Annotated in this window: 17 protein-coding genes; 7 read left to right on the top strand and 10 right to left on the bottom strand. The window is 60.5% G+C overall.

The features are described 5' to 3' along the window. Nucleotides 1-45 precede the first annotated feature (45 nt). Nucleotides 46-2,154: a catalase gene (gene katE, locus AC1D05_RS22170; RefSeq protein ID WP_477443893.1), complete on the top strand. Its 2,109-nt coding sequence runs from the start codon at nt 46-48 to the stop codon at nt 2,152-2,154. Nucleotides 2,155-2,452: 298 nt separating this feature from the next. Next, a complete protein-coding gene (locus AC1D05_RS22165; RefSeq protein ID WP_477443892.1) occupies nt 2,453-2,635 on the top strand; it encodes a hypothetical protein in 183 nt (60 codons plus the stop codon). A gap of 4 nt (nt 2,636-2,639) precedes the next feature. Here AC1D05_RS22165 and AC1D05_RS22160 read toward each other — a convergent pair whose 3' ends face one another. Next, nucleotides 2,640-4,391, bottom strand: coding sequence for a PAS domain S-box protein (locus tag AC1D05_RS22160; RefSeq protein WP_477443891.1), 1,752 nt, complete (start codon nt 4,389-4,391; stop codon nt 2,640-2,642). 300 nt (nt 4,392-4,691) lie between these two features. On the opposite strand from AC1D05_RS22160, the gene AC1D05_RS22155 reads away from it, so the two are divergent. From AC1D05_RS22155 to AC1D05_RS22140, 4 genes are all read left to right on the top strand, one after another. Next, complete coding sequence (locus AC1D05_RS22155; protein ID WP_477443890.1) at nt 4,692-5,030, top strand: hypothetical protein; 339 nt, start codon at nt 4,692-4,694, stop codon at nt 5,028-5,030. A 1,066-nt stretch (nt 5,031-6,096) separates the two neighbouring features. Then, nucleotides 6,097-7,317 (top strand): Nramp family divalent metal transporter, encoded by a 1,221-nt coding sequence (locus AC1D05_RS22150; protein ID WP_477443889.1) that lies wholly within the window; start codon nt 6,097-6,099, stop codon nt 7,315-7,317. Beyond that, entirely contained in the window at nt 7,317-7,676 is a 360-nt protein-coding gene (locus AC1D05_RS22145; RefSeq protein WP_477444019.1) for a hypothetical protein, read from the top strand. The genes AC1D05_RS22150 and AC1D05_RS22145 overlap by 1 nt, the downstream gene beginning before the upstream one ends. 365 nt (nt 7,677-8,041) lie before the next feature. After that, complete coding sequence (locus AC1D05_RS22140; protein ID WP_477444018.1) at nt 8,042-8,962, top strand: c-type cytochrome; 921 nt, start codon at nt 8,042-8,044, stop codon at nt 8,960-8,962. 38 nt (nt 8,963-9,000) lie between these two features. Here the strand turns inward: AC1D05_RS22140 and AC1D05_RS22135 are convergent, their stop codons facing one another. The 8 genes from AC1D05_RS22135 to AC1D05_RS22100 form a co-directional block, all read right to left on the bottom strand. Then, entirely contained in the window at nt 9,001-9,417 is a 417-nt protein-coding gene (locus tag AC1D05_RS22135; protein WP_477443888.1) for a c-type cytochrome, read from the bottom strand. Next, on the bottom strand, nt 9,410-10,288 hold the full coding sequence (locus AC1D05_RS22130) for a cytochrome c oxidase assembly protein (RefSeq protein WP_477443887.1): 879 nt from the start codon (nt 10,286-10,288) through the stop codon (nt 9,410-9,412). Before AC1D05_RS22130 ends, AC1D05_RS22135 begins: the two co-directional genes overlap by 8 nt. Further along, a complete protein-coding gene (locus tag AC1D05_RS22125) occupies nt 10,276-10,458 on the bottom strand; it encodes a hypothetical protein (RefSeq protein ID WP_477443886.1) in 183 nt (60 codons plus the stop codon). The genes AC1D05_RS22130 and AC1D05_RS22125 overlap by 13 nt, the downstream gene beginning before the upstream one ends. A 122-nt stretch (nt 10,459-10,580) precedes the next feature. Further along, complete coding sequence (locus tag AC1D05_RS22120; RefSeq protein WP_477443885.1) at nt 10,581-11,183, bottom strand: cytochrome c oxidase subunit 3; 603 nt, start codon at nt 11,181-11,183, stop codon at nt 10,581-10,583. Then, a complete protein-coding gene (gene ctaD / locus AC1D05_RS22115) occupies nt 11,180-13,090 on the bottom strand; it encodes a cytochrome c oxidase subunit I (RefSeq protein WP_477443884.1) in 1,911 nt (636 codons plus the stop codon). Before ctaD ends, AC1D05_RS22120 begins: the two co-directional genes overlap by 4 nt. Next, nucleotides 13,087-14,058, bottom strand: a complete 972-nt coding sequence (coxB, locus tag AC1D05_RS22110) for a cytochrome c oxidase subunit II (RefSeq protein WP_477444017.1) — start codon at nt 14,056-14,058, stop codon at nt 13,087-13,089. The genes ctaD and coxB overlap by 4 nt, the downstream gene beginning before the upstream one ends. 17 nt (nt 14,059-14,075) lie before the next feature. Beyond that, complete coding sequence (locus AC1D05_RS22105) at nt 14,076-14,633, bottom strand: c-type cytochrome (protein WP_477443883.1); 558 nt, start codon at nt 14,631-14,633, stop codon at nt 14,076-14,078. A gap of 61 nt (nt 14,634-14,694) precedes the next feature. Then, on the bottom strand, nt 14,695-17,091 hold the full coding sequence (locus tag AC1D05_RS22100) for an FdhF/YdeP family oxidoreductase (RefSeq protein ID WP_477443882.1): 2,397 nt from the start codon (nt 17,089-17,091) through the stop codon (nt 14,695-14,697). A gap of 394 nt (nt 17,092-17,485) precedes the next feature. Here AC1D05_RS22100 and AC1D05_RS22095 point away from each other — a divergent pair, with 394 nt between their 5' ends. Beyond that, on the top strand, nt 17,486-18,880 hold the full coding sequence (locus AC1D05_RS22095) for a phospholipase D-like domain-containing protein (RefSeq protein WP_477443881.1): 1,395 nt from the start codon (nt 17,486-17,488) through the stop codon (nt 18,878-18,880). Nucleotides 18,881-18,950: 70 nt separating this feature from the next. Here the strand turns inward: AC1D05_RS22095 and AC1D05_RS22090 are convergent, their stop codons facing one another. Next, a complete protein-coding gene (locus AC1D05_RS22090) occupies nt 18,951-20,531 on the bottom strand; it encodes a M20/M25/M40 family metallo-hydrolase (RefSeq protein WP_477443880.1) in 1,581 nt (526 codons plus the stop codon). Nucleotides 20,532-20,672: the final 141 nt, after the last annotated feature.

Raw genomic sequence — 20,672 nt, 5'->3', positions numbered from 1 at the left:
GGTTGCTGAGCAGCTTATTTCAAAGCAAGCCCAAAGGAGAGCCGCATGGCGCGCAAGGCAGCAACCGATCCCAACGTGGCTACGATTCACGACCAGACCCTTGTCCGGGGGGAGGGCGGAGAACTGCATCAGGTTGCCGACGGCAAGACCGACATTCTGACCACCGCCCAGGGCGGCCCGATCGCTGACGACCAGAATACCCTCAAGATCGGTGCGCGCGGCCCGACGCTCATTGAGGACTTTCACTTCCGCGAAAAGATTTTCCACTTCGATCATGAGCGCATTCCCGAGCGCGTCGTTCACGCACGCGGTTACGGTGCCCATGGCTTCTTCGAGACGTATGAATCGCTGGCCAAGTACACGCGCGCCGACATCTTCCAACGGGCCGGTGAGAAGACGCCAGCCTTCGTGCGCTTCTCGACCGTTGCCGGCAGCAAGGGGTCGTTCGACCTTGCCCGCGACGTGCGCGGCTTCGCGGTCAAGCTCTATACGAAGGAAGGCAACTGGGACATCGTCGGCAACAATATTCCGGTGTTCTTCATCCAGGATGCGATCAAGTTCCCCGATGTCGTTCACTCGGTCAAACCGGAACCCGATCGCGATTTCCCCCAGGCCCAGTCTGCGCACGATACATTCTGGGATTTCATCAGCCTGACGCCCGAATCCATGCACATGATCATGTGGGTGATGTCGGACCGCGCGATTCCACGTTCGTTCCGCTTCATGCAGGGGTTTGGCGTGCACACCTTCCGGATGCTGAACGCCGCAGACGAATCCACCTTTGTGAAGTTCATCTGGAAGCCGAAGCTCGGCATGCAGTCGGTGGTCTGGAACGAGGCCGTCAAGATCAACGGCGCCGATCCGGACTTCCACCGCCGGGATCTCTGGAATGCAATCCAGTCGGGGGCATTCCCGGAATGGGAGTTGTGCCTGCAACTCTTCGACCAGGAATTTGCCGACAGCTTCGATTTCGATGTGCTCGATCCGACCAAGCTGATCCCGGAAGAGCTTTTACCGCCGATCCCCGTCGGCCGCCTCGTCCTCGACCGTATGCCCGATAACTTCTTTGCCGAGACCGAACAGGTCGCGTTCATGACGCAGAATGTGCCGCCGGGCATCGACTTCAGCAACGATCCGCTTCTGCAGGGCCGGAATTTTTCGTATCTCGACACGCAGCTGAAGCGCTTGGGCAGTCCCAATTTCACTCATCTGCCTATCAATGCGCCGAAATGCCCATTCCATCATTTCCAGCAAGACGGGCATATGGCGATGCGCAACCCAACTGGTCGCGCCAACTATCAACCGAATTCGTTCGGCGAGGGCCCCCGTGAATCGCCGGAGCGCGGCTTCCGCTCGTTCGCCGACGGCGAGGAAGGACAAAAAGTCAGGCTGCGCCCCGAAAGCTTTGCCGACCATTACAGCCAGGCAAGCCAGTTCTTCAACAGCCAGACGCCGACCGAGCAGCGCCATATCGCGATGGCATTGACCTTCGAGCTGAGCAAGGTTGAAACGCCGGTCATTCGCGAGCGGATGATAGCCCATCTCCTCAACATCGACGAAGGCTTGGCGGCGACCGTCGCCGACAAGCTCGGCATCACAGAATTGCCGAAAGCGGCGGATGCAGCGATTGCGCCGCGAAAGGATCTGGAGCCGTCGCCGGCGTTAAGCATCGTCGAAAACGGCCCCGACAGTTTCGAGGGCCGCAAGGTGGGGGTATTGGTGAGCAACGGCATCGACGCCGCCCTGTTCAAAGGGTTGCAGGCTGCGATCGAAAAAGAAGGGGCCACGATGGAAGTCATTGCCCTGAAGGTAGGCGGGGTGCAGGCTGACGACGGCACCAAGATCATCGCCAAGCATATGATCGACGGCGCGCCGTCCGTGCTGTTCGACGCCGTGGCGCTCTTGCTCACCGAAGAAGGGGCGGAATTGCTCACCAGAGAATCGGCGGCCCGGGATTTCGTGGCGGATGCTTTCGCCCATTGCAAATTCATCGGCTTCACAACCGGGGCGGTGCCGCTCCTGACGAAGGCTGGGGTCGAGCCAACTGGGGATGAAGGGCTCATTCCTCTGACCGATGGTGATGCCGTGCAAAGCTACACCGAGGCGTGCCGCAAATTGCGACTGTGGGCACGGGAAGCGAGCGTCAAGCTATAGGAAGACACCCCATCCGATAGCAAGCACCTGTCGGATGGGTTTGTCTCAAGCTGAAGGAATGTGGCCGTGTCTAACGGAGAAGATCGCCGCCGGGCATCAAACGCGCAAGCCATCGCGGCGCTCGCACGCGAATGGGGTGTGACGGAGGCGCAGATATGAGAAATCGTTTCCCTCGTCGGCTTGGACCGCGCGTCGATCCTGCGGGAGGCGCGGCTTCTGCCGAAGCGCAGCGCGTAGCTATTTTGCGTTGCTCCACGTCCCTTCAACCACTTATCGAAATCGCAGCGGAGGATGAACGGTGACCAAAGACAAAGATCCACGCAGAAAGCGGGTGGAAAAGGACGCCCAAGGCCAGTATGTGCAGGGCGGCCACGGCCGAAAGAACGACGGCGTGGCGAGCGCCAAGCCCAGGGTGTTGCCGAACGAGCCATCGCACAATGCCGAGGCCGAAGACACCGATGGCCGACGTCAGCGCGATTGACCGCTCAAAAGGCCTTGATGTCGGTTGGGTCAGTTGCGTCTTTATCAAACAGGGACGCTCTGGCGAAAGATAGTGGGGCTTCGAGTGTCCACACCACAGTATTGGCGCCATACTCCAGATCGGCTTTCCCGCTCAACGCCTGTGGTGCGACGCGTCTCAGGACGATGCTGCCGAAACCATTTTTCCCGATCGTGTTGATCTCAGGGCCACCCTGCTCTGCCCACGTCAGTCTGAGCATTTGATGGCCTTTTTCTCCGACTGTGATCCATGATACTGTGATCGTGCCCTCATGGCTGGACAACACCCCATACTTCGAGGAGTTCGTGCACAGTTCGTGGAAAGCAATGCCGATGTATTGCACTGCATTGGGACTGAGGGTGATGGGGGGACCTGCGATCGCGATTGCGTCTTCTCGGCCGAAGGGGGTCGCCTGGGCTAAGAGCAATTCGGAGATAGTAGCGCCCTTCCAGTCAGCCGAGACCAGCAAATCGTGCGATCTAGACAGCGCCATGATCCGCTCGCGCACCTGCTTTTCAAACATATCGGGATTGTCTGACCGCTTGTTGGTCTCGCGGATCATCGACAGGATCACCGAATATTGGTTCTTCACCCGGTGATTGACCTCGCGCATTAACATGCGAATGCGGTTTTCGCTTTCCTTGGCGGCGGTGATATCGCGCGCAATCTTGGAAGCGCCGACGATCCGTCCCGTAGCATTGCGGACGGGAGAGATGGTCAACGAGACCGGCACCTGGTCTCCGTTTTTGCGCTGTCGGATGGTCTCGAAACTCTCAACCCGTTCGCCGTTACGGATGCGCGCAAGTATCTTGGGCTCTTCATCCAGATGGTCGGTTGGAATCAACATGGTGACAGGTTGCCCGACGGCTTCCGCGGGGCTGTAGCCGAAGAGCCGCTCGGCGCCGTTGTTCCAGCTCTTGATGATGCCGTCGAGATCTTTGCTGACGATCGCATCGAATGACGACTCCACGATCGCCGAGAGGTGTTGAAGGGCATCTTCTCCTCTTTTGCGGTCCGTGAGATCCAGGAGCATGTTGACGGCACCAGTCAGATTGCCGAACTCGTCCCTCAACGGTGTCGGGAAGGGCAAGAACGGAAAAAAGCTGCCGTCTGGGCGCTGGGCAATGGCCTCGACATTGCGGACGGGTCGGTTTTCCCGGAGCGTAATTGCCATCGGGCACTGATCGTGCGGTAACAACTGACCTTCGGCGGTGAACAGGCGGAAGGAGACGCACCACTCGTCCTCGCCGATCTTCGGCTCCCTGCCCGCCAGTTCGGCTGCGGCACTGTTGTAATAGGTCAGGATCCCTCGCGCATCGGTCGTATAGACCGCGACCGGTAAGGCATCGAGAATTTGGTGGAAGCGGGCTTCGTTTTGGTTCATGGCCTGCTCGGCCGCCTTGGTCCTGGTGACGTCGAAGGTGAAACACCGCGTGTGCAAGAACTGACCGTTTTCGAACCGGGCGCTTGAACTGATTTCTACATGTTTGATGGAGCCGTCGCGAGAACGCAGCCTGGCCGGATAGCGTTCCACGGCCTCACCTCGTGTCAGGCGGGCGAGGATGTCTTTGATGGCGTGATCGTCGGCATGGAAGCTGGCGATGTCGTGGCCGATGTAGTCAGAAGCCTCGTATCCCAGAAGGGACAATTCGGCTTTGTTGGCATGGAGTATCTGACCAGTCTCATCGACAACATGCAATCCGACGCCGCCGTTCTCGAAAAAATCTTCATAATTCATTGGCGCAAGGCCAACCCCGGCCTCTGTCTCCACACCGCTACGCATTAATCCTAGGTCCCCTGGCAGTTCGATAACCCTACGCAACGCCGGCACTCGGCAATGGTTCCAGATGTACCGAGACGGAGCCGATCAGATTATCGACGCGAGACCGGAACAACGGTTGACACAGACTGTTGAGCCATACGCGGCAGGTCCCCGACCGGTCCCTGCCTCCGATCAAGATCACCCCTCGATCTTGGTCGGCCCGCGTCATGTGAATAGTCGCTGCGGGCAACTCCTCTTTTTCTCGAGGTACACCTTATGCCGAACAATATTCCCGAACGTGAGGCACGCCAAGGCGGCTTGGGCCGGCCTGTACTCGGCGTTCTGCTGGGGGCGCTGCTACTGGCAGTTGTTGCTTGGGGCATTGCCGAAGTATATGGCGTGATTATCAAGAGCCCAGCGACCGAGCAGAGCAGCCGGCCGAAAGCGGCCTTCAGCCCTGACCCTGCATCAGCCGATCCTGTGCAATCCAAGACCGATAATTTGAATAGCGAGCCGGTCGATCAGAATCCGAAGGTTGATAAAAACCCGACACCGCAGTCGAGCACCGGTGGTGATCAACCGGGCACGCCGCCGGCGCAGCCGGCATCGCCTTAACGCAACGCTTGCGCCCATAAGCATCGCCCGCCTCTGCCAGCTTTTGGTTTCGCCCTAAACCGGGAGGTCCGCCCCTGTGTATCTCGGGTTGCTCTCGATCGATGCGGTCGTTCGTGCACTCTCCACGGTCCGGCGCCGACCAATGGTATGCGCGGCGTGGGCGTGGCATGCTAGGCGCTGCTCGCGGGCCACGCCCGCGGAAGGTTATGCTACCTTGTCGCCAGCCGCTGGCTCAGCTTCCGCCCTGTCGGGCAATTTATGAGTTCTGCGGAACCTTCCGACCGCAGCAGCTTTACCAGATGAGACGAAGGGATGTCGCGCCGGCCGACTGCAAATACCCGTGGAAGAGTACTCGCAATGGAGTTGTTCTTATTTCTTCACCATGTGGCCGCGCGCCGAAGTGACGGACTTCACCCCGAACTTGCACGCCTTTTTGCGCAGGGGGTCGCTCTTTCGGCGTCAAGCAGTACGGAGTTGCACCCTCGTGGGCCACACTGCGGGCAACAGGCGGGTCCCAATCCTTTCCGGACGTCAAATCGGCGGTTGCCCCACGATGTGCTCCGTTTTCCCTGCAAATCCAAATCCACAGTCCGGGAACCCTGATGTCCGCCCGACATCCAGCTGGCCGGGTGATAGCTGCGCGACTGGCTGGCAACGATCGGCTTTGCCGTCTTCGCCTATTGTCGATCATGTTTGCCTTGGCCGCGTGTTCGTCTGCTGAGCCTACCGAACAGCAGGCAAAAATCGCGGCGTCGGCTTCGCAGACGGCAACCATGGTGCTGGACGCCTGGGCCACTAGGGCCGTCCCCTCCCACTATGCATCGGCTACGTTGCAATCGACTGCCGAGATCCTTACCGAGGCCGGTCGGAAGATGCAGTCTGACATTTCTCGACGCTCCGCGGAGGGCGCGGTCATGGCGGCGATCGGTCGGCTGTCGGCAGCGGCACGGCACGCTCAGGCCGGGGTTGAGGCTGACAACCCACTGCGGGTGAGCGAGGCGCGACAGGAGCTCAAGACGGCCGCGACCGACCTTGCCGCTCACGCCAGACAAGTCGCGCCGAAACCGTGAAGAAGCTGCTTGAAATCTCGCTTGGCATCGTCACCAGCGTCGGCGGGTTCCTTGAGGTCGGATCGATGGCGACGGCCGCGCAGGCCGGCGCGACCTTCGGCTTTCGGCTGATCTGGGCAATTCTCCTCGGAACCATCTGCATCATCTTCCTGGTCGAGATGGCTGGCCGCTTCGCCGCCGTCAGCGGCCACACGATCGCCGACGGAATCCGCGAGCGGTTCGGCTTCAACGCCTTCCTGTGGCCGTTGTTGGCCACCTTGCTGGTCAACTTCATGGTGATGTCGGCGGAAATCGGCGGCGTTTCGCTGGCGGCGGAATTTGCGACCGGGATCGGCTTTCAATGGTGGGCGCTGCCGGTGGCGTTCCTGACGTGGCTGCTGCTGTGGAAAGGCACTTTCGGTTTCATCGAGAAGGGTGTGTCCGTGCTTGGGCTTGTCACGCTCTGCTTCGTGGTCGCCGCGGTGATGCTTAAGCCGGATTGGACAAAGGTCGCCGGTGGCGCGCTGCCCAGCCTGCCGGCCCATGACGCGGCGAACTACTGGTTCATGGCGGTCAGCATTCTGGGTGCGTCGATATCGCCCTACCTCTTCATGTTCTATTCCTCGGGCGCCGTCGAGGATCACTGGGACAACACCTATCTCGGCACCAATCGGGCCATTGCGGGGCTCGGCATGAGTTTCGGCGGCACGATCTCGGTCGGCGTGCTGGTCGTGGCCGCGCTTGTGCTCGGCGCGCACGGCATAAACCAGGTCAACGACTACCACCAATTGCCGCTGATGTTGATCCCGATATTCGGCTTCTGGGGCTTTGTCCTGTTCGTTGCCTCGCTTGCCATAGCATGCTTTGGGGCGGCACTCGAGATTGCGCTGCAGCAGGCATATCTCGTCGCGCAAGGTTTTGGATGGACGTGGGGCGAGGATCGCAAACCACGCGATGATCCAGCCTTCTGCGGCGTCTATACGCTGTCGCTGCTGCTTGCCGCGATCCCGATCACGTTTGGCCTCGATCCGCTGAAGCTCACCATCTTCTCCATGGCCGTGACGGCCGCCAGCCTGCCGCTGACCGTGGTTCCGTTTCTCTTCCTGCTCAACGATAAGCGCTATGTCGGCGAGCACCGCAACGGCATGATTTCGAACGCTGCGGTGATCTTCATCATCGCCCTCGGTTTCGTCCTTGCGGTCGTGACCATTCCCTTGCAGATATTCGGAGGTTCATGATGGATCTGCTGCGCGATCTACTGGACAAACAGGTCGTTGACCGCAACCAGGTCAAGATCGGCAAGGTGGACGGATTGGTGGCCGAGGTGAGGCCGGACATGCCACCCAGGATAGTTGCGATCGAACTGGGGTCGATCGCGCTGGCGCGCCGCCTCGGTGCGCGGCCCGGGCGCTGGATGGCATGGCTCGCCGCAAGGCTTGGTGGTGAACGCCATGCCGAGCCGCACCGCATCGCGTGGGACAAGGTGCGCGACGTCGGCGTCGATATCGAAGTCGACGTCGACGTGCGCAAGACGGCGATCTTCGATTGGCAGGACTGGCTGCGCGACCACGTCGTCGGCCGCATCCCTGGAGCTTGACGATGGCCACCGTCAAGCTCGAACAACTTGCCGGTCGACGTGTGCTGTCGCTGCGCGGCAAAAGCGTCGGTCACATAGAGGAGATACGCGCGGAGCGTGACGGTGACGACCTCGTGCTCACCGAATTCCACGTCGGCATCTACGCTGCTTTCGAACGTCTCTCCACCTCCGCGATCGGCATCGCGATGCTGGACTTCCTGCGCCTGCGCCATCGCGATTGTCTGTACCGCATTCCCTGGGACCAACTCGATATCTCTGACCCGCTCCAGCCCCGGCTGCGATGCACGCTCGAGCAACTTTCTCACATGAAGGCGGGAATGGAAGGCGAGGACGAGGCGCCGTCTTCCTGGAGCTTGCGCCGCGTCATGCCGGGTGCTGTGTGGAGACTTGCGCTCGTCGTTTTTCTCTGTGCAGCAGGCGCTGCCGCTGCCCTGTGGTATGTGACAGCGGCACGGCCGCCTTTTTCGGATCAGGACCAGCGATTTGCAGGCCCCGGCGATGTCGCACACGGTGAGCTTGTCTTCAATGCGGGCGATTGCGCATCCTGTCACGCAACACCGGGGCAGCCCGACCGCCTGAGGCTTGGCGGCGGTATGGCGCTCTCTTCACCATTCGGGACCTTTCGGCCCCCCAACATTTCGCCTAACCCTGTCGATGGCATCGGCAGATGGAGCGTCACTGATCTGGCGAACGCGCTCATCGGCGGCGTTTCGCCAAGGCGTGACCACTATTACCCTGCTTTTCCCTTTACGAGCTTCACGAGCATGACGGCCACGGACGTCAGGGATCTCTACGCCTATCTGAGGACGCTTCCCCAGGTATCGGGGCGGGCGCCGCCGCACAGCCCCGCGATCCTGTTCACCATCCGGCGGTCCGTCGGGATTTGGAAACTGCTGTTCTTCAGCCAAGGGAAAACCGTTGCTCGTCTCGACGGCGACCCTGTGCATGATCGAGGTGCATATCTCGTCGAGTCTGTCTCACATTGCGCCGAGTGCCATTCGACCCGAAACGCCTTTGGCGCCATCGAACCGTCAACCCGCTTTGCCGGCGGCGTCGATCCGCAGGGCACGGGATTTGTCCCGAACATTACCCAGGATAGGTTGCGCGAATGGACTGAGAACGACATCGCGACCATGCTTAAAACGGGTGAGACCCCTAACCACGGTCGCGTCGGGTCCTCCATGGCCGATGTCGTGGCGAACACGGCAATGCTGCCCGACAGCGACCGCCAGGCGATTGCACGTTACATCAACGGGCTTCCGCCGATAGCGACGCCGCATCCCTGAAGCAATCCATGCGGAGTGAGCCGAACAACGCCCTAAGCTCATTGCGCGTAGAGGTACGCTGCAAGGTCTTTGGCTTCCTGTTGCGAGATACCGCTCTCCGGCATTGACGTGCGCGGGGAGAAGCTTCGGGGCGAAACAATCCATGCTACAAGGTTGTCGGAGTTGTTTTCCAGCACCCCCGCTATGTACACGCGCTTTGACAGTCCCGTGAGCGGCGCACCGGTCTGGCCGTCCGCTCCCGGTACGCCGGGAATTGTGTGGCAGCCGGAGCAGCCGTAACGGCGAAAGATTTCCGGAGCGCGTACAGGATCGCCGCCGGTGATCGTTTTGGCCAGAGCCGCCTGAGTGTGGTTGTCGCGCACGACATTGGCCGCGACAAAAGCGGCCGGTGCTACGATGAGGGCAATGGCCATCAAGGCGGCGCGGCCAGCGGGAGACCAAAGCAGGTCAGGCATTTTGCGCCCTCCTTTCGCTCGAGCCGCGAATCCAGAGCGCCAGCATCGTCAGTGCCGCCGCCGCGTAGATCGTGCCGGCTGGGATCCACATGATCATACCGGCCAATTGCTGGTCTTCCAGCGGCGTCAGCCCCCATTCCATCGCGGCCTGGGTTTGCGCAACGTAGAGCACGCGCGGGGCAAGCGCCATCAAGGCGCCCAAGACGCTCGTGTGGATCATGGTTGCAAACAGATGCCAGGCGGACGAACCGTAATCGCTGCGCCAGACAATCGCCCACCAGAAGAAGATCGCCGTTGCAAAGAAGCTGAGATGCTGAAGGCGATGCATTGTCGTGTCGGTCACGGCCGCGTCGAAAAACACCGGGACGTGCCAGGCCCATATTGCGACGCCATGAATGACGGTTGCGTTGGTGGCGCCCGTACACCAGTTCCATGATCCACGTACCAGAGGTGAACGCATCACGGACCCCACTGCCTGACGCGCTGCCCCGGGTAATCCCCACAAGAGCACGCCAACCGGCCGCGCAAACACGATCAAGGGTGCCGAGACGGCCATGACGATCTCGTGCTCGATCATGTGGAAGGTGAAAAGATGTTCGCCCAGCCAGTGAAGTGGCGAAAGCAGTGCCCCCGCCAATGTCAGCAGGCCAGCGCAGTACAGCAAGGCGCGGATGAGCATGCCGCCGGGCCGTCCGGTTCGCCATGCCAACCTGATGACGCCGACGCCGTACAGTATAGCGAGTATCGCAAGCGGCACGACGATCCACGGGTCAAACGTCCAGGGAAAGCCAGGACCATGGGCCTCGTCGCCATGCGCCGTCGCTGGAGTGGCGAGCATCAGGAAGGTCAGGGTGAGGATCAGCGCTGGCATGGGTCGAGCAGCATTGCGGCCGCTCCCTGCAACGACAACGCAAAGACAAACGCCAATGCGATCAGGAAACCCGCATCGACGACAAAGCGCTTCGATTTGACCAATCCCGTTGACCGGGGCCGTGATGCAGCGACGCCGGCGACGGACACGATAAGAAGCGTGCCGCTCAAGACAGCGGTCCAGGGAACAGTCTGTCGGCACTCGATGTAGGGCGTGATCTGGCCAAGCTGGGTGCTGATCGCCCAGGCGAAGGGCGCTACGAGCAGTCCGGCGTATCGAAGCCAACTTCTGGTCAAAGCCGTGGAACCCAATAGAGGCAGGCATACATTGGCAACCACGTTGCCACGACGAAGTTCCAGTACATCGTGTTGTCGCTGACATCGCCGTAGCGACGCGGATTGTCGCCGTGCCGCGAAAACATGAGGCAAGTCAGCACCAGCGTCTCGACCAGATCGGTCAGGATATGCGTCGTGTGCAGGCCGAGCATGACCCACACGATCGAGCCATAGGCGTTCTGGTCCCACATGATATGCATTGCCGGAAACTCGAAGGCACGCAGGATCAGCGGTGCTATCCCCAGAAGGGACATGACGATCAGGCCGATACGAACCTTCACCAGGTCCTGCTTCCGCGCCCAGCGGGCGAGAAAGACATTGGGAACAAGGCTCGCCACCAAGAGGGCGGTCAAAGTCGTTCCGGCGAGCAGATCAGGCGGCGCGGCGTCCAGGGGCCAATGCGGCGCCAGGCTCATGAGATAGAGATAGACGATGATCGAAAGAGCAAACCCTGTTCCTTCAATGAGCATGAAGGCGAGCGTTCCCCACCAGCTTTGGCTTGCAGTCCCGAGACCGTGTGGCGGAAGCTCGGTCAGGTCGAGTACGGCGCTGTCCTTCATGACTCGTCCTCCGCAACGCCCTTTGGCCAGAACCATCCTATGAGCGCGACCGCTACCGGGATCGAGCCCCACACAACCGCCCAGGGTGTGAATATCGACCAGATCAACGTCACGCTGGTCGCGAGCGCCGCCCATAGCGGCCAGATTGAATCTCCTTGCGACGATTCACGCGCTTGCGGGTTCGCTTCGACGACGCTGGTGATCAACAGTTCGCGACGGTCAACGCGCAGGCCGACAGCCACGGCAGGCACGTTCGCGTCGCCGACCAGCGGTTCAAGGCTGCCCACGACCAGCAGCCGGGCGAAATTGTATGGCGGCGGCGGCGACGAGGTCGCCCATTCAAGCGTCGAGGCTCCCCATGGGTTGGCCGGCGCCGCTGCCCCGGACCTGGCACTGCGTATCGCGTCGATGAAAAACAAAAGGAAACCGGCGGCAAGGATGACCGCGCTGAGGCTGATGAACATGTTGAGTCCCGACCATGGCATCTCCGGCTGGTAGGTGTAGATGCGGCGCGGCATGCCGCGCAGGCCCAGAATATGCATCGGGAAAAAAGTCAGGTTGAATCCTGCGAAAATCAGGCCGAACACCCACCGTCCGAGGGCCTCGCTCATCATCCGTCCCGTAAACTTCGGGAACCAGTAGTAGATCGCGCCGAGCAAGGGAAAGACCGCGCCGCCGACCAGGACGTAATGAAAGTGCGCGACGACGAAGTAAGTGTCGTGGACCTGCGTGTCGAAAGGGACCGAAGCCACCATCACGCCGGTCAGGCCCCCAAGGACGAAGATGACCATGAAGCCGATGACGAACAGGAACGGCGTCTTGAAGATGGGCCTGCCGGCCCACATCGTCGCCAGCCAGCAGAATATCTGCAATCCAGCCGGAACCGCGATCGCCATGCTGGAGGCGGTGAAGAAGCTTTCCCCGAGCCGCGGCAGGCCGGCGACGAACATATGATGCACCCACAGTCCGAACGCCAGGATGCCCGTGGCGATCAGCGCCATGACCATGCTGAGATAGCCGAACACCCGCCGCCGCATGAACGTCGCGACAATGGTCGACACCATCCCCACCGCCGGCAGGAAGATTATGTAGACTTCCGGGTGGCCGAAGAACCAGAACAGGTGCTGCCATAGCAACACGTCGCCGCCTTCGGCCGGATTGAAGAAGTGTGTGCCGACCAGCCGATCGAGAATAAGCGCCGTGCTGGCGATCATGATCGCAGGCATGGCCAGGATGACGAGAAAGGACGTCACCAGCATCGACCAAACGAACAACGGGATTCGGTCGAGCGACATCCCCGGTGCGCGTTGCTTGAAGACCGTCACCACGATCTCAACGGCAACGGCGAGCGCGGATACTTCGGTAAAGGTGATCATCTGCGCCCAGATGTCGGCTCGCTTCCCGGCCGCATATTGAGGGCCGGAGAGCGGGACATAGGCGAACCAACCGACATCCGGTCCGGTATCGAGCAGAAAGGCGATCCACAACAGCAAGCCGCCGGCGAGATACATCCAGTAGGAAAACGCATTGAGGCGCGGGAAAGCGATGTTCCGGGTTCCCACCATCAAAGGCACGAGGTAGACGGCCATCGCCTGCATCACGGGCACGGCAAAGAGGAACATCATGTTGGTGCCGTGCATGGTGAAAATCTGATTGTATTGATCGGGACCAATGAACCGGGCTTCAGGTTGCGCCAGTTGCAGCCGCATCAGCAATGACAGCAATCCGCCAAGCGCCAGGAATACGAATGCCGTGGTGATGTAGCGCCGCCCGATGATCTTGTGATCGACCGTAGATAGGGCGCCCCACACGCCCGGCGGTGTTGACCAGACCGATGCGAGACGATGCTTGAGTTCCGCATCGGTAAAGGCGGTGTCTCGCGACTCGCTGCCGACTCTGCCGCTCATTTCAGGCTCTCCATATAGGCGGAGATGTTCTGAAGCTCGGCGCTGGTCAGCGCGACCATTGGCATGTTGTTGCCGGGCTTTAGCGTCTGCGGATCGGCGATCCAGGCAGCCAACGAGCCGCGCGTGGTTTCCAGCAGTCCGGCGGCGATCGTCTGCCGGCCGCCTATATGCGTGAGATCGGGGCCTGTCGTGCCGTTGGCGGCCGTGCCCCGGACCGTGTGGCAGGCGGCACAGGGCTTCCCAAGGAAAGCTTCTCGTCCTGCGGCTGCGTCCGGATCCGCCGGCATCATCGCATCAGCACGTTGCGCCGCCGCCCAGCGTTCATAGTCCGCGCGCGCCTCAGCGATGACCATGATCGCCATGTGGCTGTGCTGCAGACCGCAGAACTCCGCGCATTGTCCCCGATAGACGCCCGGTTTTTCTGCCCGCAGAAGCAAGGTGTTGGATCGCCCTGGCACGAGGTCTTGCTTTCCGGCCAGGCTAGGCACCCAGAACGAATGGATGACATCGGCGCTTTCAAGCCGAAGTTGGACATCCTCGCCAATTGGGATGTGGATTTCATTGGCAGTCTGAAAGCCGGGCGTTTCGCCGGAACTGCCATAGAACACTTGCCACCACCATTGCTGCCCCTTGACCGTGATCGTTAGGGCGGCGCTTTCCGGAACCCCGATGCTGCGGGTGGTCAGGAAACTCGCGATCGTCAGACCGGCGATGATGACAACAGTGACCGCAACCGCGGCAGTCACGGTCGTTGTCAGTCGCTTCTCGGATGCCGCGCCTTCCTGTCCGGCAGGGCGTTCCCTGAGAAGCGCCATGCCCAGCATGATCATCACCAAAATCCATATCACCGTGCACACGGCGACTATGCCGATGATCAGGTGCTCGACATGAATTGCCGGCGCGCCATGGGGATCAAGCGCGGATTGGTTGCCGCTGCAGCCCGACACGACGACGATGATCGACACCATTAGGCCGCGCAGGGTGCTCACGGCGGCGGCCCCTGGTCTGGGTGGACGCCTACGGGCCCCTGATCGAAGAGGATTATCGCGGGGCCACGATTCTCGGCCGGGCGGGTTTGCTTGTCGTCGTTGCGACTGGGAGCCGCAACCTTCGGCGTATAGGAGCCGATCGTCTGGACATATCCCGCAAGCTGCCAGACCTGCTCGATCGTCATCCGGTCGCGAAAAGCCGGCATGCCGTGCGGGCGGCCGTCACGGATCGACGCGACGATGGAGACCATCTCCGGTCCATAAAGCCACCAGCCATCAAGGAAAGACGGTCCGACACCGCCACGGCCATCGCCGTGACATGCCGGGCAACCGAACCAGGTATAGAGCCGCTTGCCCTGGCTCAGATTGTAAGCGTCGGCTTCATATGGCTTGCCGAGTGTGAAATAGCTCTCGGGCGGTGTTCCGCTGATGCCGTTGGGCATGAGGCGGAGGCGCTCAAGATCAGACGAAACCGGCGGGTCGAGGCGCAGTTCTCTTGGCTGCCGCAAATAGCCAAACAGACCTCCGCTGGCGAGGAGCAGAAACCCTGCCATCGCCAAGGCAAACCTTGAATTTATCAAAACCCTCTCTGCCAAGCGATCGGTACCTCTGGTGTCAACCAACTGGTGTCAGGTGTGATCGGCTAAGACGGACTGGTAAAAGTTTGTATGACGGCGTCTTCGATTTTGGATCATGATGGGCTAGTGGAAAGAGCGGGTTGGTTTCCGGAAAATATGCCCCGCAACAGCCCTTCGGGATGTTGTAGGCAACAATCTTCAAACCGGTAATCGTGCGTGCGATATCGTCGTCGATAGCGGTGGTCATATCGACCGTCTCGCCATCGACGAAGCCCAGCCGGCCGATGTCGTCCCCATTCAGGAATACAATGCGGCGTGTGCCTTCAACGCCGCGAAAGCGGTCGCTGTAACCATAGATCGTGGTGTTGAACTGATCGTTCGACCGCAGTGTCGCAAGATGCAGGACGTCGGTCCTGCCAGCGGTTGAGAATTCGGGAAAGAGTTTGCCGGGCGTGATGAAATTCGCCTTTCCGCTTTTTGTCACCCACTTGCGTTCGCGCGCCGGCAGCGGTCTTGCAAACCCGCCGGGCTTGAACATCCGCTTGTTGAAGTCCTTGAAGGTCTCCGGGTAGGTCCGCTCGATGGCGTCCCGGATCTCGGCATAGTTGCCGACCCAGTTGTCCCATGGAACCTTCGTCTTGCCGAGCGTGGCCTTGGCTATGCCGGCGACGATGGCTGGCTCCGACAGCAGCTCCGTGCTTGCCGGTTTCGTCTTGCCGCGCGAGCCGTGGAAATGGGCGATGGAGCTTTCCATCGACACGGCTTGCGGACCTGTCGCCTGCTGGTCGAGTTCGATGCGGCCGAGGCAGGGCAGGAGGTAAGCGATCTCGCCGTGCAGGACATGGCTGCGGTTGAGCTTGGTTGCGATCTGCACGCTCAGCCGCAATTTGCGCCATCCCTCTTCCATGGCGGCAGTGTCCGGCACCGCTCTCAAGAAATTTCCGCCAAGGCTGACAAAGGCGCGGGATTGGCCATTCATGATGGCTTCGCACGTCTCGACCGTCGAGCGGCCCGTCCATCGCGGTGGTTCGAATCCGTAGAGCTCAGACAGCTTGTCGAGTGGCGCCAGCCCCGGCTTTTCGGTGATACCGACCGTCCGTTGTCCCTGCACGTTGGAGTGACCGCGAACGGCACAGATGTTTGCGCCAGGCTTGCCGATATTGCCGCGCAGCAGCGCAAGATTGCAGACCATATGGACGTTCTGGACGCCCATGAGGTGTTGCGTCAGGCCCATCCCGTACACCATCATCACGGCATCGGATTTGGCGTAGGTGGCCGCAGCCTGCATCATCTGCTCGCGGCTGAGCCCCGAGACACGCTCCAGCTCATGCCACTGGTGTGCCCGTGCGGCCTGGGCGAATTCCTCGAACCCCGCGGTATGCTCATTGATGAAATCATGATCGAGCACGTGCTTCTTGTCGGCCGATGCCATGGAGGCTGCGAAAGCCACCATTGCCGCGTTGTCAGGGTCTTTCGGCTTGTCGTCTTTTCCGGCAACACGTTTCGTGCCAGAAGCCTTGAGAGCATCGTCGGCATCGATCAGCGCCTTGCAGACGCCGAACAAAGCCGCGATATCGCCGCCATTGTTGACCTGATAGTACTCCGATGAGATCCGGGTTTCCTTGCCGGTGAGCATCTGGACCGGGGACTGCGGATTGACGAAGCGTTCGAGCCCGCGTTCGCGAAGCAGATTGAAGGTGACGATCTTGACGCCACGGTTCACCGCGTCCTGGAGGTCGTGCAGCAGGCGAGGCGAAGACGTCCCTACGTTCTGCGCAATGTAGAAAATGCAGTCGGTGTTTTCGAAATCCGACAGGATTGCCGTGCCGACCGAGGCGCCGATGCTTTCAGGAAGCGCCACCGACGAGCTTTCGTGGCACATGTTGGAACTGTCGGGCAGATTGTTACTGCCATACATGCGCGCAAACAACTGGTACATGTAGCTCGTCTCAAGCGACGCACGCCCTGAGGTGTAGAGATCGACCCGGTGGGGATCGAGCGCGCGCAGTTCCCTGCCGATCTCGGCAAACGCTTCCGACCACGTCACCGGGACATACTTGTCGCTAGCCGCATCCCAGCGCATGGGATTGGTCAACCGGCCCTGCTCCTCCAGATCATGATCAGGCCACAGTTCCAGCTCCGCCAGCGTGTGTTTGGTGAAGAACGCAGGGTCGGCCCGCCGAGAGGTGATTTCCCACGCTGTTGCCTTTGCTCCGTTCTCGCAGAATTCAAGCGGATGCGGTTGGGAAGGTTTTGCCCAGGCACAACTGACACACATGTAGCCTTCAGGCTTGTTCTGGGTCGAAAGGAGCTTCGGCCCTTTAAGCGGGACGTGTTCTCTTGCGATGATCGCGGCCACGGATTTGGCAGAGCCCCAGCCACCGGTCGGTCCATCATAGGGCTTGATGGTGGCAGACCTGGTTTTCGCTGTCATTTCCGCCTCGCTGCAATGGCCGCCATCGCTGGTTTCCCAACCCAAACTCCGCCGGCAAGTGAAGCGGCATCCGAAAATGGATGGAATTACCCAACTTACTGATCAGCCTGCCGAGCCCGGACAGATAGAACTTGGCATGTGCCGGTCGGTTCCCGGTCGACGCAGACTTCTTTGCGATCTGTCCTTTGGACATCGACAGCTTACAATCGGGAAAGAAGAATGAAGCACGGACCGCTGACCACCAGCCAGGCGTCAAGCCGGACGCCGACGCACTTTTCGCACGTTCGGACCTCTCGATATCGGACACTCGCATGCAACCAGATGATCCCTGAAATGTTCTTGCTATGATTTTGAGCAGGGGCGGGTTTGATCGCCATTCAAAGGCAACCAGATCATGGACGTGTCGGTCACACGAACAGCCGACGACAACATTAAAGCGGGAAAAAGCGGCCTGCTGCTTGTCTCCGACAACCACAAGGCGTTCGTGGCACGGGTTCTGGCGGCCAGAAGCTCGGTCCGCACGCTTGATCTCATGTACTACCTCTGGCACGACGACCATACTGGCCGCATGCTCCTGCGGGAGGTTATCCGGGCCGCCGAGCGCGGCGTGCACGTGCGGATGCTGCTCGACGACGTCAATCCGCGCAAGAACGATTGCGCATACACAGCGTTGAACAGCCATCCAAACATCGAGTTGAAGCTGTTCAATCCGAGCGGCATCCGGGCACGCGGCGTCATGCGTAGTGGGGAGGTTCTCCTGCGGCTTTTTGCGCTGACACGCAGGATGCACAACAAGGCGTGGATCGTCGACGACAGCATCGCCATCGTTGGGGGGCGCAACATTGGCGATGCCTACTTTGATGTCGCGCAAACCAATTTCCGAGACCTCGACGTGCTGCTCCTCGGCCCCGCTGTGCGGCAAACCTCCCAGATATTCGAGACTTTCTGGGCGTGCCAGGAAGCAAAACCAATTGACGCCCTGGGGTCGGACGTTGCGACCAGGCATGCCAGATTGTTTGAGGCAAGCGATGCCGAAGCCGGGTCAGAGCTTTTGATCGACGACCAAGGGTCTATCGCGGAGCTCATCGCGGCCAGCAACGACGTCCATTGGGTGAAGCGTGTTCGAGTCATTTCCGATCCTCCAGAAAAGGTCCGCGGCTGGAGGCGGCGCAGCTGGCTGACGAAGGAACTGCTCCCCATCATTCAGTCGGCGCGCAATCGTGTGGAGATCATCTCTCCGTATTTCATTCCTGGGAAAAGAGGCTCCGCGATCTTGTCCGACCTGGTCAGCGATGGCGTGGACGTTGCGGTCTTGACCAATTCCTTGGCAGCGACCGATGTCGCAGCCGTGCATGGCGCCTATGCAAACTACCGCAAGCGATTGCTGCGCAGTGGCGTCAAGCTTTTCGAACTTCAGCCCTTCAGCCGGCACCCGGCGATCTCGGTATTTGGTTCCAAGGGCGCCAGTCTGCACACGAAGGCGTTCAGCGTTGACGAGAACACGGGTTTCGTGGGTTCCTTTAATTTCGATCCACGGTCTGTATCCTTGAACTCGGAAATGGGCGTGCTGTTCGAGGACAAGAGACTGGTAGCTGAACTGCGGCAGCGATTCCAATCAGAGATATCCCCTGAATCGAGCTATCGACTCGAACTGAAAAACAATGTTCTGCGCTGGCATGGGTACGACGAAGGAAAGCCCCAAAGGTATTTTCACGAGCCAGAAGCGGGAATTTTCCGCCGCATCCTTGCCGCCCTGGTCCGCTACCTTCCGATCGAGTCGCAACTTTAGCCAGCAGGAACGCTCGTCGGCGTCGCGAGAACCAGGATGCCTCGCGGGCAAACCTGGATGGCGTGATAGGTCACTCGGTCCGATGACCGAGAAGGGCCGCGCAGACATCGCTCACGACCCGCGGCAGCACATCGAATGCATAGCCTGCATGCAAACGTTCGAGCGGCGTGTGGTAGTCTCGGCCCCATGGGCCAATGTTTATGGTCGGAATATTGGCCAGGCCATTTGATTGCGGCCATCGCACGCCGTCGTGCCACATCGGCGTGTTGCGGCTGACAACATCGAGACCGGATGCGCCCACTTCACCGAAGAAACTCATATCCGAAATGCCGGCAAAATAGTCCGTGCAACTGATTGCGCAGCCGTAGCGGACAGTTGACGCAGCCTCGATGTCAGTGGTGATCGCCCTCAGCCGCGCTGCTATGGACGTCTCGGAGAGGTTCGTGGGCAGATATGGTATCGACCCGAAGCCGGTGACGATTGCCGGGCCTGATAATCGGCTAAGCCTCCAAGCCTCCTCGGTTGCGAGCCGGCACTGCTCGGGCAGGGATAGCGGACCGGCGACCAGTGACGCAGTGAACGCAGCGAGTTGCGACCTCGTGGCCACGTCCAGAAAGCCCAGCAGTGCTTCGTACCGATAGAGTGCAATTGGCTGGATCGCATGGTTGCTACGCGCTGTGCCGAGGCGTCGCTTGAGTTCCGCCAGGAAGTCGTGCGCTGCATCAAGGCAAAGTCTGTCGAAATGATCGAGCACCTCGCCGGGGGCCCGGCGGTAGCTCAGAACATTGAACGTTGCATAGGCGGTCGCAGGCGTCGTCACGTCATAACCGGCTTTGCCATCACGGATGCTGAGCAGGCTTGGCTGTGTCCCTGGCAGCGGTTGGGAATCGTCGGTAAGTTCCGATGCCCATTCGACCCTGGCGGCTATCGCGGCCGCGACTGCGGCTGCGTTGATACCGTTCAACGGAAAACCGCTGTGCGAGGGGAGGCCTACCACATAGGCGGTCGGCAGAAGCTTGCCGACAGTTCCCAGCGCCATGACGCGGCCTTTGCTGCCGTCGCCGTCGTCGGCGATCGCGTCCAGATTGATCGCCGCCAAAATATCCAGGTCGTGTTCTCGGGCTATTTCTGGCAGCATCTGGACCGCCTTGCGAGCGCCGGCAGAGTTGTTCTCTTCATCGGGAACCGCGATGAAGAGCAAATTTCCCGGGGCGTTGACGCTTCCGGCGAATTCACCGCAAACAGCCAGTCCTGCGGCCAGCCCTGCCTTCATATCGAGCAGTCCGCGGCCGGCAAGATATTCCCCGGAGGCAAAATCGGTTCTCGCCAGGTGCGCGGCAGCGGTGTCGGCTGCGCTCAATCTTTCAGCCAAGGCGCGCGTGAGTTGCTCCGGTTTAACTGCCAGGTCTTCCAATTCGCCATAGTCGCGCGTCGACACCGTGTCGTAGTGACCGGTCAGCACGATGGTGCCACGCCCGTCACCACGGACCAGCATTGCGACACAGTGGCGGCCATCGCCGGGCGCCACCTCGATCGTCCAGATCGCCGCGTCGCGTAAGACGGCGTCGCCGAGCAGCGCTTTGGCGAACCATGGCCCGAAGGAGGCCTCGCCATCGGTGCCGGTAACACTTTTCTGTTCGGTCAATTTCATAGCCCAGCGCCTGGCACGGCCAGACAGGTTGGTTGAAGCCTCGTGGTTCATGGCGCTCCCGGCGTAGATGGAGAAAACCCAGACCTTAGAACGCGGACCGGGCGGTCTCAACAGCGGGTCAGGATCTGAGCACCGTGGGCG

Source organism: Mesorhizobium sp. P2_E9, from assembly GCF_056403815.1.
Note: the sequence above shows the minus strand (reverse complement) of the source record. Positions and strands in the feature narration are given on the sequence as shown.

What these genes read in the sequence shown, in the direction of transcription:
- katE (WP_477443893.1), top strand. Translation starts at nt 46, where the DNA reads ATGGCGCGCAAGGCAGCAACCGATCCCAACGTGGCTACGATTCACGAC.
- AC1D05_RS22160 (WP_477443891.1), bottom strand. Translation starts at nt 4,391, where the DNA reads ATGAATTATGAAGATTTTTTCGAGAACGGCGGCGTCGGATTGCATGTT.
- AC1D05_RS22155 (WP_477443890.1), top strand. Translation starts at nt 4,692, where the DNA reads ATGCCGAACAATATTCCCGAACGTGAGGCACGCCAAGGCGGCTTGGGC.
- AC1D05_RS22145 (WP_477444019.1), top strand. Translation starts at nt 7,317, where the DNA reads ATGGATCTGCTGCGCGATCTACTGGACAAACAGGTCGTTGACCGCAAC.
- AC1D05_RS22140 (WP_477444018.1), top strand. Translation starts at nt 8,042, where the DNA reads ATGCCGGGTGCTGTGTGGAGACTTGCGCTCGTCGTTTTTCTCTGTGCA.
- AC1D05_RS22135 (WP_477443888.1), bottom strand. Translation starts at nt 9,417, where the DNA reads ATGCCTGACCTGCTTTGGTCTCCCGCTGGCCGCGCCGCCTTGATGGCC.
- AC1D05_RS22130 (WP_477443887.1), bottom strand. Translation starts at nt 10,288, where the DNA reads ATGCCAGCGCTGATCCTCACCCTGACCTTCCTGATGCTCGCCACTCCA.
- AC1D05_RS22120 (WP_477443885.1), bottom strand. Translation starts at nt 11,183, where the DNA reads ATGAAGGACAGCGCCGTACTCGACCTGACCGAGCTTCCGCCACACGGT.
- ctaD (WP_477443884.1), bottom strand. Translation starts at nt 13,090, where the DNA reads ATGAGCGGCAGAGTCGGCAGCGAGTCGCGAGACACCGCCTTTACCGAT.
- coxB (WP_477444017.1), bottom strand. Translation starts at nt 14,058, where the DNA reads ATGGTGTCGATCATCGTCGTCGTGTCGGGCTGCAGCGGCAACCAATCC.
- AC1D05_RS22105 (WP_477443883.1), bottom strand. Translation starts at nt 14,633, where the DNA reads ATGGCAGGGTTTCTGCTCCTCGCCAGCGGAGGTCTGTTTGGCTATTTG.
- AC1D05_RS22100 (WP_477443882.1), bottom strand. Translation starts at nt 17,091, where the DNA reads ATGACAGCGAAAACCAGGTCTGCCACCATCAAGCCCTATGATGGACCG.
- AC1D05_RS22095 (WP_477443881.1), top strand. Translation starts at nt 17,486, where the DNA reads ATGGACGTGTCGGTCACACGAACAGCCGACGACAACATTAAAGCGGGA.
- AC1D05_RS22090 (WP_477443880.1), bottom strand. Translation starts at nt 20,531, where the DNA reads ATGAAATTGACCGAACAGAAAAGTGTTACCGGCACCGATGGCGAGGCC.